Source organism: Acidobacteriaceae bacterium, from assembly GCA_035944135.1.
GTDB lineage: Bacteria > Acidobacteriota > Terriglobia > Terriglobales > Acidobacteriaceae > Granulicella.
The window spans coordinates 140,471-153,077 of record DASZBM010000008.1 but is presented as its reverse complement, the minus strand read 5'-3'; the positions used below and the strand labels follow the sequence as shown (position 1 = coordinate 153,077).

The window sequence follows — 12,607 nt, the reverse complement described above, 5'->3', positions numbered from 1 at the left end:
AACGGAAGTAGACTTTCTGCATGTCTCGTACGTTCGCCGCCCGGCTCTCTTCGCTCCCGCTCGGTCTCGCTCTCCTGGTCCCGGCCGCCGCCGCGCAGCAGCCGTCCATGCCTGCGCCGGTTCCGGCGGACAGGCACACGCTGATCCCGCTGCCGACGACGAAGATCTCGGCCGGGGCGCTGGAACTCATGAAGCTCGAGGGCGACTTCGCGAACGACGTCGCCAAGGGTGGCGGGAAGGCGTTTGCGTCGTGGTTTGCTGACGATGCCGTGACGCTGAACAACGGCCAACCCGCGGTGCAGGGGCAGCCGGCCATTGCAGCGCAGGCCAACTGGGACCCGAAGTCCTATCAGCTCTCCTGGTATCCCGAGGGGGCGCAGATGGGACCGGCCGGCGACACGGGCTTTACTTGGGGCCATTATGAGGCCAAGGGCCAGGATCCGAAGGGGCAGCCGATAACGTCCTCGGGGCGGTATATCACGTTCTGGAAGAAGGTAAACGGCCGCTGGAAAGTCGCCCTGGATGCGAGTGCGAACGATGCTCCTCCGGCGGTGTCGCAACCCTAAGGAAATCCACAGAAACCGCTCTTTCAGAAAGAGTTGCCTTGACCCAACGTTCGCGGCTTGGCGCGAAAGTGGGACGTCCTCCCCCACGCACAATTCGTATTCTCGGATACGTAGCATGATCGAGCTGACCCCACTAAACTCGACGCTTGAGCAGCCTCGCCTTGAGGCTCTGAGCCACTACGATCTTCGCGAGGCCCCGCACGACTCCGCGCTGGACGACATTGCCCGCCTGGCAGCGCACGTATGCAACGCGCCGATAGGGGCAGTCACGGTTATCGATCGCCACGAGGTGCTGATCGTCGGCCGCTATGGCATTGAGCAGACCTCGGCGCCGCGGCGCACCTTTCCCTGCGAAACCACAATCAATGGCGACGGGCTGTATCAGATACCCGACGCCCGGCGGGACCCCGAGTACGCGCCGCATGGAATTCCTCTCGGCGACAAGCGGTATCGCTTCTATGCCGGAGCTCCGATCTCCACACCGGAAGGGGTCGCCATCGGTTGCGTCCTGGTGCTCGACTCCTCCGCGCGCAAGCTGACGGGCCAACAGCTGGAGGCGCTCGAATCCCTTGCCAATCTCGTTACGACCCGGCTCGAGCTCGCGCGGCGTGTTCGGGACATAAGCCAGTCCTCGCGCGTGCGCCAGCGCGTCGAGTCGGCACTTACAGTGGAACGCAATTTCGTCTCCGCCGTGCTCGACACGGTGGGCGCGCTGGTCGTCGTCTTTGATACCGCCGGGCGCATTGTGCGCTTCAATCGGGCCTGCGAAATCATCTCCCGCTATCAGTCTTCGGACCTTATCGGCAAGTTCGCCTGGGAGCGGTTGATCCCGAAGGACGAAATTCCGGAGTACGTCGACAACTTTCAGCGCATTATCAACGGGCAGTTCCCGACTACCTACGAGAACTACTGGCTGTCGGCCGATGGCGTGCGCCGCCGGATCTCGTGGTCCGCAACCGCGATGCTTGATTCGCACGGACAGGTCGCGTTCGTCATCGCCACCGGTATCGACGTCACCGTTCAGCGCGTCGCCGAAACTGCCATCCGCGAGAGCGAAGCGCGGTATCGCCAGATCGTTGAAGGATCGCTCGGCCTGGTCTGCACACATGATATGGAGGGCAAGGTCCTCACGATCAATGAGCACGGCGCGTCAGGGCTGGGCTTCACCGTGCAGCAGGTTGTCGGCAAGAGCCTGCAGGATTTTATGGAGCCGGAGCGCCGCAGTGTGCTCGAACGTTACTTCGAAGAGCTGCGTGCGAAGGGCGAGGCGCAGGGGCTGTTTCATCTGGTGAATGCGCGCGGGGACGAGAGAGCCTTCGCGTATCGCAACCGCGTGGTTGCGCCGGTTGACGGTGAGCGCTACGTGCTCGGCTTCGGTGTCGATATCACGGAGCAGATTCGTGCGGAGGCGCAGCTCGATACGCTCAGCCGGCAGAGTAACTCGGTGCTCGAATCCGTGGGCGACGGCATCTTTGCGCTGGACCTCGAAGGCCGCATCACGCTCGTAAATCCTGCAGCGGCGCAGATGCTCGGCTACAAGCAGGAAGAGATCCTCGGCCGCAATATGCACGACCTGATTCACCACACGAAGCTGGACGGATCTCCATACCCGATAGAAGAGAGTCCGATTCAGGCGAGCCTCACGCACCTCTCCACGGTGCGCATCGCAAACGAGGTCTTCTGGCGGAAGGACGGCACCGGCTTCCCTGTCGAGTATGTGGCGCGTCCGCAGATCGAAGCCGGTGAGCTCGAGCCTGCCGAACTGATTGAACCCGGAAAGCGTCAGGGCGGGTGGTTTGGCGGGAAATCCGCCGCAGAGCATGGTTCACTTGCGGATTCGCATGAGCTGTCCGCGTTCGATTCGCACGCGATGGATCTCTCGCACGATCAGCGCGGCCGCGCCGTCGGCGTCGTCGTCGCGTTCACCGATATCAGCGAGCGCAACGCACTCGACCGCATGAAGGACGAGTTCATTTCCACGGTTTCGCATGAGTTGCGCACACCGCTTACCTCACTGCGCGCCGCACTCGGCCTCGTCTCCGGCGGCGCGCTGAACGCTCGGCCCGAGAAGATGCGCCAGATGATGGAGATCGCGCTCGGCAACACAGACCGCCTCGTGCGGCTGGTCAACGACATTCTCGATCTCGAGCGCATCGGCTCCGGCAAGGCGGAGCTGCACTTCGCGCAAACTTCGGTCGACGACCTCTTCAGGCGCGCGACGCAGCAGCAGCAGAGCGCAGCCCAGCGGGCCAACATCCGCTTCACCATCGAGCCCAACAACGTGACTGTATGGGCAGACCCCGACCGCATCCTGCAGACGCTGAACAACCTGCTCTCGAACGCGATCAAGTTTTCGCCGCAGGCCTCCACGATTCCAAGCGAGATCCGGCTCACCGCCCACTACGTCACACCGGATGAGGCGCTCATCGAGGTCGAGGACCACGGGCGCGGCATCCCCACGGACAAGCTGCAGCAGATCTTCGATCGCTTCAAACAGGTGGATGCGTCTGACTCACGCGCTATGGGCGGCACCGGGCTTGGGCTCGCCATCTGTCGCAGCATCGTACAGCAGCACGGCGGTCACATCTGGGCCACGAGCACGCTGGGCGAAGGCTCAACCTTCCATTTCACGTTGCCGACACGGCCCAGCAGCCACCTCGGCTGAAGAATCTACGATCGCTCGGCAGCCGACTTCAGGTTTCCAAGTCCGGCCTCGAAGTCCTTGCCGATCATCTTGTCCATTGAGACGAAGACGCTCATCAGCTTGCTGGTGAATGTGTTTGGCCCATCCATGCTCCACGTCACGCGCGTAGCATTCCCCTCCGGCTGAAGCACGAAGTTCGAATGATTATGACTCTCGAACGGTTGCAGGAAATCAAGCTTGATTGAGGTCGCTGTCGGTTCGGCCGCAAGGATCTCCATGCGTCCCTTGCCCACCTTGCTGTTGCCCTGCCACTCGTACACAGCGCCCGGACCAGCCGTCGCGCCGCTATAGGTCACATGCATGTTCGGGTCGAGGTGCGCCCACGGTGACCACTGGTCCCAGTTGTGAAAGTCATCGACCAGCGGCTGGATCTTCTCCGGCGTAGCGGCAATCGTCGTCGATCGCTCGACGTGGAACGTCGCCGGTTTCATTGCAGCCAAAAGCAAAATTGCAATGACTGCGACGACAACAATCACGCCCAACAGCTTCCACATGACTCGCTCCTATGAATAGCTGAGCCAGTCTAGTAAAAATGTGCTCGCGGTTGGCAATTCTCGTGCAGCGACACTTCGCGGGGGCACTTACTGCGACTTGCTCAGCAGCAGCGCCTGCCGTTTCATCAGCGTCGCGTCGATCGCCTCCAGACCTCGGCGAATCTCGTCCATCTTCTCGACGATCCACGCTCCATCGCGCTTTTCCAGCGATGACCGCAGCAACTCGCACTGACCGACAAGTTGTTCGTCCAGCGCGATCAGCGCCTGCAGCGTCGGCGCCTCCTCACGAAAGCGCTGCGTCATGCGATCGTTCTCCGGAACCGGCAGCTCTGCCAACCGGTTCGCAACCGCGCTAATATCCTTCGCGAGCCGCTCCAGTTCTTGCGCCCCGCTCACCGCTGCCGCATCGGGAAACGGCTTCGCTCTGCTCGGCGCCGGCAGAAACTCGCGGCGATACTCACCCTCTGCCGCACGCACGCTCGCCGCAGCATTGCTCAATATCCATCCAGCCTTCGCGCGGACGAGCTGATCGTCCGCGCGAAGCTGGTTCTCTCGCTTGTAAAAGTTGTAGCCCCATCCATAAAACAGATTCGTCGCAATCTGCCGGAGAGTGCCCGCGTCATAAAAATCCAGCGCCATCACTTCGTTCCTTGCGCTTGCCCATTCGTGCCCGCATCCACCGGATAAAATCCGCCGGTCGGTCCGCCGATCTGGAACGCCACGCCCGCCGCCGCATTCGGCGCCGAGACAAGTCCCTTCTCCGCCATCCGAAGCGCGAGATAGTAGCGCACAGCCTCAATCGGCGACAGCCCAATCGCCTGCAGCGAGATCAGCTCGCGCATGCGCTCATCCTTCGGCACAATCAGGATCTTCAGATCGTTCAGCGTGATTCCGTACGTCGCGAGGAAGTCTGTCAGGTGCTGCTTCGCGAGCTCGCGAATCTCTTGAATGTGCTCGTTGATGTCTTCCATCTTCGTCACTTGCACAACCTGGTTAATCGCCTGCTCAATCGCCGGGCCCGCATAATCCGCGACCTCTTTGATGTCGATGACATTGCCGTTGAACGGAAGATGCGTCATCAGATCCAGCGCCGCCTGCTTCGAATCGACGTGAATGTAGTAGTCAACCTGGTACGCCATCTCCGCCATCTCGGCCGAGGTCGCAACACCCTGGCTGCGAATCAGCAGCTTCGACCGGTTGATGTAAATGACCTCGTAAACCCACGGCGAATTCCCGCCGAAGAAGCCTTGCGCGATCGAGCCCAGCAGCGGTTTGTCCGGCGTTTGAATCGCGTACTGGCCGGTCTCGTAAACATTCAGCACCGCGCCGCGCGACTTCAAAATGCAGAAGTGATTCGACTCAACAGTTAGCAGAGACCCGGAAACAATCGACTCGTCAGCAATCTTCACTGCGAGCATCGTGGTCCCGAGCATGTCGGTCCCATCGGACATAAGAGAGGTGATGACTTGACGTGCGATAGCCATGGAACGATCTTTCTTCCTTTACGGTGAATGCAACGCTCGTAGCATCCGTTGCGAGAATATTTCGCAACGAACAAGTTCATGTTTTCGGTGCACGCCAACGATAGAGCCTCGCCGCAACAGTGGCAACAATCTCTTTCCGAATGCTCAAACTTTAGTCATCGATGGCGAGGGGACCAATCGAATTCGAGTCCAGCCATGATCGTCCGGCCTTGCAACGGGACGTCGGGGATCTCCTCATAGCTCGTGTTGGTCAGATTCAGCACGCGCAGATACGGTCGAACTCTACCCGACCTGCGCGCGAAAGCCACGTCCCAAAGCGGGTAGGGCGATTGTGTCGTCTTCTGAACAACCGCAAGCTGCGTGCGTGCAATGATCTGCGCCGGTAGCTGCGCCGTCCATCCGATCAGCGCACTCTGCGCAGCATAGTTGAAGGCATACTCCGAAATCAGGCCGGGCGGCGGCGAGGTCGCCTGCACAGCCGTATAGCTCAGCTGAAGTTGCTGCGACGCCGGAAGCCGAAGATGCAGGTCAGCCTCAGCTCCGTTGTAGGCGAAGTTCGCAACATTGGTCGCCTGCCATGGTTTCGAAAGATCGTACTTGGAATAGTCGATCCCATTCTTCTGATGCAGACTGAATCCTGTTGCAGTCAGCGTGAGGGGGGCCTTCGAAGGACTCCAGTCGAGTCCGCCCTCATAGCTCCACGATGATTCAGGTTTCAGGTTCGGATTTCCAATCGTCGTCGGGTCCGAGTAGTAAAGATCAACATAAGTGGGAAGCCGATAGCCGTGACCTACAGACGCACGCGCCCGCAGCGTGGATGTGATGCTGTAAGCCGCGGCAAGCGAAGGCGAGAATACGGAATCGCCACCGGAAAATATCTGTTCGCGCGCTCCAATGCTCAATGAGAACTGCTTCAACGAGCGAAGCGAGAGATTCGCATATCCCGCGCCCTCATTGCGCGCATGATGGCCCAGGTTTGTGCTCGCAATCGAATCGCCGTTCGCTTCAAGTCCATACGAGAACGTGGTGTTTGTGCTGAACGAATCTGCGCGGCGGAGTGCGCCTTGCCACGCGCCCGTCACGTGATTGTTGCGATAGTAATTCGGATCATCCAGCAGGAGCACGAACAGATCAGTGTGCCGGCGATAAGCAAACGACGCTGAAGTATTCTCTCCAAGCCGCTGTTGAATCGCAGCAAACCAGCCTTTCGTGCGTTCCCACGAATCGTACGGTCCATAGAACTGGTTCGCACCATACGGACGATCGCTTGCACCCAGGAGAATGTCGCTGGTGTTCTTTCCGAAAAGGTTCAGCCAGCTCTCTGACGCCAGAGCGTTGCTCGAATAGTTCCGGTCCGGCATGAAGCCATCGGAGGTCTCGCGGCTGCCGCTAAGCTGTTCGGAAAAACGTGATCGGCTATAGTCCGCACGGAGATGCTGCTCGAGCGATCCGTAGTTCCCTGCGCCCGATCGCGCAATGACACTTACATGATCTGGCCGCGTGGTAACGAGATTGACCGCGCCGCCAATCGCATCCGAGCCATAGAACGTCGATCCCGATCCATGCAGAACTTCGATCCGCGAAATCGCATCCAGCGGCACTGGGATGTCAAGGTTCAAATGCCCTGTCTCGGGGTCATTCACGCGCAGGCCGTCGAGCAGAATCAACGACTGCTCAAACGTAGTTCCACGGATCGAGAGATCAGCCTGCACGCCAACCGGACCGCGCGCCTGCACATCGAGCGATGAGTCGGCGCGGAGGAAATCAACTGCACTTGGAATCAGCAGTGATTGCTCTCGCGTATCGATGGTCTCGACTGAACGATCCGATTCCGAGAGAGGGATAGGCGGGACTGTCGCAGTGACGGTGACGGTCTGCGGAACAGGCGCGGAAACAGGCGGAGCGCTCTGCTGTGCGGATGCGGCAGCAGCCAGGAGAAGTAACAAAGAGCAAAAACGTTGTTGCATGATCACAAGGCGCCCGCAAATCCCGAGCCGAACAGCGTTCCTCGCCCGAGCAACTCCTGAGGATCGAAGCGGCGCTTCACCGCGCGCATGGCTTCAATCTGTTCCGGCGTGTACTGCAGCGCGAGCAGGCCTGCCTTGCGCTTGCCTAGTCCGTGCTCCGCCGAAACCGTTCCTCCGAGCTTCACGGCCTGCGCCGCAAACTCGCGCAGCAGACGCGTTGCAAGCTGCGCCTCTTCCGTATTCGTGGGCAGAATGTTCAGGTGCAGATGCGCATCGCCGAGGTGCCCGTAAATGACATAGCGGCCAGGCAACTCCGCCTCGAGCCGCTCGCGGTAGTAGCGCAGCATCTCGCGATCTTTTTCCAGCGGCACGGCGTAATCCGTTCCCATGTTCATGAAGCCGCGCTTGCGGTTCGTCTCCACTACAACTTCAGGAAACGCGTGCCGAAACGCGCGGAACCGCTCACGGTCCTTCGGCTCCAGCCCGAACCACGATGCATCGAGCAGCGCATGACTCTCCACGAGCCTTTGCTCCCATCCCTCGAGGTCGTCGCCCTCGGCCTCAATCAATAAGCACGCCTGTGCTGCTCTGGGAATCTCCGGGTATTGTGACCGAATCAGATCGAGCGACGGCCGGTCCGCGTACTCCAGCATGCGAAGTTCGGGCACGCTGCGCCACCGCGCTACTGCGTCCAGCGCATCGTCGTCGCTCGCGAAGAACACGACTCCTGAAAGCAGATGCTCAGGAATCGGCAGCAGCGCAACCTCGGCTTCCAGCGTCACTCCAAGCGTTCCCTCGGATCCGCAGAACAGATCGACCCAGTCCATGCCCGGCGCAAGCCTGTAACCTGCAGTGTTCTTCGTTGTTGCGGGACTCGGAAGCACGGGAACGTCGAAGTCAATGGTCTCGCCGCGCCGGTACCAGCGGATCGTTCCATCGAGCAGCGCAACCTTGAGCGCACGCAGATGCCGGCGCGTGCTGCCGAACCGAAAGCTGCGCGAGCCGCTGGCATTCGTTGCAATGCTTCCGCCCATCGATGCCGTGATCTCCGTCGGGTCCGGCGCATAGAACTGTCCGGTTTTCGCTGCGGCGTCGCGCAACTCCAGCAGCGTGACGGCCGGTCCCACGCGGGCGAATCCGTCTTCAATCTCGAGTTTCCGGAAGCGCTCCATCGAGATGGCCCATCCGCCCTGCGGCACGCACGATCCGGTCAGTCCTGTGCGGGATCCGAGAACGGTAATCGGCGTCGCCGAGCGAATCGCCTCAGCCAAAATCTGAACAAGTTGTTCTTCGTTCTCCGGAACGACGATCCGTTCAGCATGGCCTTCAAAGCCGGACGCGTCCGCAATCTGTACAGCACTTGCCATGCCCGAATTTTACCGTTGCACCGATGCAGCGAACGAACAGGCATCATAGAAGCCGTGGGACATACAGCCCAGACTGATTCGAGCGACCTCGCTCCTTCGAGCGCAACGCCGCCACAGGCCGAAGAGCGAACCGGCAGCTTCGCGCCGCTGCGCATCGCGCTGTTTCGCGACCGCTGGATAGCAGCCACCATCTCCGGCGTCGGCACGTGGATGCAGGACACGGCAGCCACGTGGCTGATGACCGTGCTCACCGCGTCGCCGCTGTTGATCGCGCTGATGCAGACCGCCGCGAGCCTTCCTGTGCTTGCGCTCGGGCTGTTCGCCGGAAGCACGGCGGACATCTACGATCGCCGGCGCCTGCTGATCTTCTGGCAGACGTGGATGCTGGTCAGCGTCGGCATCCTGGCGGTACTCACGTTCACCGGCGTCGTTTCGCCATACACGCTTCTCTTCTTCACGTTCCTGCTGAACATCGGCTCGGCAATGAACAACCCTGCGTGGCAGGCGATTGTGCCGGAGCTGGTGCCGATGGATCAGCTGCCGGCCGCAGTCACGTTGAACGCAGCGAGCAACAACATCGCGCGTGCCGTCGGCCCTGCGCTGGGCGGTTTGATGGTGGCTGCATTTCTACGCGCCGACACTGGCGCCAGCTGGGTCTTCGCACTCAACTCGGCATCCTTCGTTGCGGTGATCTGGATCCTGTGGAAGTGGCACCGGCAGCCGATCTTCCGCAGCGCTCTTCCGGCGGAGCGCATCCTGGGCTCGGTGCGCTCAGGCCTGCGCTACCTGCGCTACGCGCCCGACCTGCAGGGTCCGCTCATTCGCGCGTTTGTGTTCACCTTCTTCGTCAGCGCCATCTGGGCTTTGCTCGCTCTGGTGGCGAAGAATGATTTGCGGCAGGGGGCGATGGGGTACGGCATCCTGAACGGGTGCCTGGGGCTGGGGGCGGTGTTGGCGGCGATGAGCCTGGGCTGGATACGGCGGTATATCAATGCCGACGTGCTGCTGGCGATCACGTCGGTGTACTACATCACGTCTCTGCTGGTGATCGCGCTGGTGCGGTCGCCGTGGGCCGTGATTCCGGCGCTGCTGGGAGCGGGGTTCTGCTGGACGAGCACGATGTCCACGCTGAATGTGAGTGTGCAGCTCTCGGTACCGCAGTGGGTGCACGCGCGGGCGCTGGGGCTGTACCTGATGACGTTCCAGGGCGGGCTGGCTCTGGGGTCAGTGGTGTGGGGTGAGATTGCGCAGCGGAGCTCGGTGCGGATAGCGCTGATCTGCTCGGCGGGTGGGCTCCTGGTGTCGCTGCCGTTCACGCTACGGATCCACATCCTGAAGGGGTCGCTGCCGGACCTGACACCGTACAAGCCGAACCGTCCGCTGCCCAAGCTGCGGGCGATTCCGGAGCCGGATGAGGGACCGGTGCGGATCTCCATCGACTACTGCGTTTCGCCAGAGAACTACGACGAGTTCACGCATGCAATCCATGAGCTGAAGGGGGTGAGATTGCGAGATGGCGCGGTTCGGTGGGGAGTGTATCGCGACGCGGCGAACCCGACTCATGTGAACGAGACATTCATCATGGAGAGCTGGCTCGATTATTTGCGGTCGCGCGAGAGAGTGACTGCGGCGGACCAGGCGATTCGCGAAAAGGTGTGGTCGCTGCACAACGGCGAGGGGCCGCCGAAGATCAGCCATGGAGTGTGGGCAGAGGAGATTCCGGGGGTCCCCCCCTCCCCCGGCACTTTTGGTGCAAAATCTTCATAAGAAAAGACTTAGGCTTGGACCTCGCTTTTGCGGCTTTGTGCAAAGGTAATTATCCCTTGACAACAAGTAGAAGAAATGGCAAAATGATTTTATCATGGCGACGCGTCAGAGAAACCGGAACCACTCGCAGCCGAAGGCGCAAAAGTACACCATTGCGGACTTCAATGCCGAGTTTCCCAATGATGATGCCTGTCTGAATCACGTCTTTTATGCCCGCTGGCCTGACGGCATCACCGTTTGCGATAGCAAGACGTGTGGCAACGCGGAACGCCGCCATCACCGGGTTTCTGGGCGGACGGCATTCGCCTGCGACTACTGCGGGAAACACATCTATCCGCTTGCTGGCACGATTTTCGAGAAGACGACCACCCCGCTCAAGCTCTGGTTCTATGCGATGTACCTGATGGGTTCGACCCGCTGCGGCATCTCTGCCAAACAGATTCAGCGTGAGACGGGCGTCACGTACAAAACCGCTTGGCGCATGTTCAAACAGATTCGCACCCTGATGTCGGAGGACATCAGACTGGAGGGATCGTCAGTCGAGTGTGATGAGACCTATGTTGGCGGTCTCGAAAAGAACAAGCATCTCGGAAGGCGCGGCGGCAATCGCGGACGTTCCACGAACACGAAAGCGACCGTCTTTGGCATTGTTGAGCGCAAGGGCCGCGTGATTGCCCGCGTCACGCCGGACGCGAAAGAAAAGACCATTTTGCCGATCATGGCAGAGCGCATCCTTCCCGCATCCACCGTCTACACGGATAGCTATACGACGTATGACAAAGTAGGTGCCATGCCGCAGGGATACGCTCATCACCGCATCAATCATTCAGAGCGCGTATACGTGATGGGTCACGTCCATACGCAGACTATTGAAGGGTTCTGGAGTTTGCTGAAGAGGGGGATCGGAGGGGTTTATCACTCCGTTAGCCGAAAGTACCTACAGAGCTATTGCGATGAATACGCCTACCGCTATAATCACCGCGACGATAGACAGCCCATGTTTACTTCGTTGCTTTCAGAGGTTTGTGAGCGGGCGTCTTAATAGCCCGCTTGAGCAGTGAGTGGAAGTCGTCTCGCGTAAACACAGGTGGTGGCAGCCCCGGTGATTTCGCTTTCGGCTTCGATGGTTCTGACAATTCAGCGCCCTCCCCGAGATTTTAACACGGAGAGGGCAAATGCGCGGCTGTGTAGATGAGGGTAGGGACATAGGGAGACGACAGCAAATTCGACTCGCAGGGGATTTGCGCAACTACCCCCGCTACAGTATCGAAGAGGCGGCGGGTTATCTGAAAATCCCTGTAAGCACACTCAAGTCTTGGGTGCGTGGCTATACGCGCACCGACAAGCATGGGCATCGTGTACGTTATCCCGGCGTTATTCGCTTGGCCGATCCGGAGCGAGGTCTCCTGTCATTTCTCAACTTGGCCGAAGCCTATGTTCTCAGGTTCTCGCGAAACAAGCATGTATCGCTGAAACGTGTCCGGCTGGCCGTCGAATACATCAGGTCGCACTATGACGGAGAACACCCCCTGCTTCATCCGAAGCTTGCGACGACCCACGGTTCAATATTCATTCGCGAGCTGGGTTTGCTCTTGAACGCGAGCAAGCATGGGCAACTTGCAATGAAGCAGATACTTGCAAAGCATCTATCCGCCATCAAGCGCGGGCCTGACGGGCTTCCAGAGGAGTTCGCACCGCTAACCAACAAAGTTGTTTCAATCAGCCCCTTTTTCTCTTCTGGCGAGCCTGTTGTTGCGGGTACTGGAATCATGGTTTCGATCCTGGTATCGCGCACGGGCGCTGGTGACAGCCCCGATGCCATTGCACGCGATTACGGTTTAGATCGGAAAACTATTGAGCAAGCGGTCAAGGCCTACAGGAGGCCGCAAGCGGCCTAGAAAACACGTTTTCTATCTTGACCGTAATCTCTGCTCGGACGACCTAATACAGCCGCTCAGAGATGCGGGATACGACCTTATCGCATACAGCGACGAACACGGTCGCGTGTGGAATCAGCGCATTCCCGATCCTGAAATAATCGCTGAGTGTGGCCGAAGAAAACTCGTGCTCATAACTAGCGATGGCAAGCTTGAATATACCTATGCCGCAGAGATATATGCAGCGCGGATCGGTGTCATATTGCTCATGTCTAACAATGATGGCGTCGCAAGTTGGAAGAGGCGGCTAACGACGGCACGGCCAGCGATTTTGGAACAGATCGCGAAGCGCAAGAAGCCGTACCTAATGCGCGTTTCAAT

The 12,607-nt window shown here is 59.7% G+C and carries 10 protein-coding genes; 5 read left to right on the top strand and 5 right to left on the bottom strand.

Going from position 1 to position 12,607, the window contains the following annotated elements:
* Positions 1-20 precede the first annotated feature (20 nt).
* On the top strand, positions 21-566 hold the full coding sequence (locus tag VGU25_13240) for a nuclear transport factor 2 family protein (GenBank protein HEV2578166.1): 546 nt from the start codon (positions 21-23) through the stop codon (positions 564-566).
* Positions 567-681: 115 nt separating this feature from the next.
* Positions 682-3,231 (top strand): PAS domain S-box protein, encoded by a 2,550-nt coding sequence (locus VGU25_13235; GenBank protein HEV2578165.1) that lies wholly within the window; start codon positions 682-684, stop codon positions 3,229-3,231.
* Between the two features lie 5 nt (positions 3,232-3,236).
* Here VGU25_13235 and VGU25_13230 read toward each other — a convergent pair whose 3' ends face one another.
* From VGU25_13230 to VGU25_13210, 5 genes are all read right to left on the bottom strand, one after another.
* Entirely contained in the window at positions 3,237-3,764 is a 528-nt protein-coding gene (locus tag VGU25_13230; GenBank protein ID HEV2578164.1) for an SRPBCC family protein, read from the bottom strand.
* 87 nt (positions 3,765-3,851) lie between these two features.
* Positions 3,852-4,403, bottom strand: a complete 552-nt coding sequence (locus tag VGU25_13225; protein HEV2578163.1) for a hypothetical protein — start codon at positions 4,401-4,403, stop codon at positions 3,852-3,854.
* Entirely contained in the window at positions 4,403-5,248 is an 846-nt protein-coding gene (locus VGU25_13220; GenBank protein ID HEV2578162.1) for an SPFH domain-containing protein, read from the bottom strand. Before VGU25_13220 ends, VGU25_13225 begins: the two co-directional genes overlap by 1 nt.
* Positions 5,249-5,403: 155 nt before the next feature.
* Positions 5,404-7,215: a TonB-dependent receptor gene (locus VGU25_13215; GenBank protein ID HEV2578161.1), complete on the bottom strand. Its 1,812-nt coding sequence runs from the start codon at positions 7,213-7,215 to the stop codon at positions 5,404-5,406.
* Between the two features lie 2 nt (positions 7,216-7,217).
* Positions 7,218-8,582: an FAD-binding oxidoreductase gene (locus tag VGU25_13210; protein HEV2578160.1), complete on the bottom strand. Its 1,365-nt coding sequence runs from the start codon at positions 8,580-8,582 to the stop codon at positions 7,218-7,220.
* A 54-nt stretch (positions 8,583-8,636) separates the two neighbouring features.
* Here VGU25_13210 and VGU25_13205 point away from each other — a divergent pair, with 54 nt between their 5' ends.
* The 3 genes from VGU25_13205 to VGU25_13195 all read left to right on the top strand — a co-directional run bounded on the left by VGU25_13205 (position 8,637) and on the right by VGU25_13195 (position 12,247).
* A complete protein-coding gene (locus VGU25_13205; GenBank protein HEV2578159.1) occupies positions 8,637-10,349 on the top strand; it encodes an MFS transporter in 1,713 nt (570 codons plus the stop codon).
* Positions 10,350-10,443: 94 nt separating this feature from the next.
* Positions 10,444-11,391 (top strand): IS1595 family transposase, encoded by a 948-nt coding sequence (locus VGU25_13200; GenBank protein ID HEV2578158.1) that lies wholly within the window; start codon positions 10,444-10,446, stop codon positions 11,389-11,391.
* A 199-nt stretch (positions 11,392-11,590) separates the two neighbouring features.
* Positions 11,591-12,247: a DUF433 domain-containing protein gene (locus tag VGU25_13195; protein ID HEV2578157.1), complete on the top strand. Its 657-nt coding sequence runs from the start codon at positions 11,591-11,593 to the stop codon at positions 12,245-12,247.
* The last annotated feature ends 360 nt before the right edge of the window (positions 12,248-12,607 follow it).

What these genes read in the sequence shown, in the direction of transcription:
- VGU25_13215 (HEV2578161.1), bottom strand. Translation starts at nt 7,215, where the DNA reads ATGCAACAACGTTTTTGCTCTTTGTTACTTCTCCTGGCTGCTGCCGCA.
- VGU25_13225 (HEV2578163.1), bottom strand. Translation starts at nt 4,403, where the DNA reads ATGGCGCTGGATTTTTATGACGCGGGCACTCTCCGGCAGATTGCGACG.
- VGU25_13230 (HEV2578164.1), bottom strand. Translation starts at nt 3,764, where the DNA reads ATGTGGAAGCTGTTGGGCGTGATTGTTGTCGTCGCAGTCATTGCAATT.
- VGU25_13210 (HEV2578160.1), bottom strand. Translation starts at nt 8,582, where the DNA reads ATGGCAAGTGCTGTACAGATTGCGGACGCGTCCGGCTTTGAAGGCCAT.
- VGU25_13240 (HEV2578166.1), top strand. Translation starts at nt 21, where the DNA reads ATGTCTCGTACGTTCGCCGCCCGGCTCTCTTCGCTCCCGCTCGGTCTC.
- VGU25_13200 (HEV2578158.1), top strand. Translation starts at nt 10,444, where the DNA reads ATGGCGACGCGTCAGAGAAACCGGAACCACTCGCAGCCGAAGGCGCAA.
- VGU25_13235 (HEV2578165.1), top strand. Translation starts at nt 682, where the DNA reads ATGATCGAGCTGACCCCACTAAACTCGACGCTTGAGCAGCCTCGCCTT.
- VGU25_13220 (HEV2578162.1), bottom strand. Translation starts at nt 5,248, where the DNA reads ATGGCTATCGCACGTCAAGTCATCACCTCTCTTATGTCCGATGGGACC.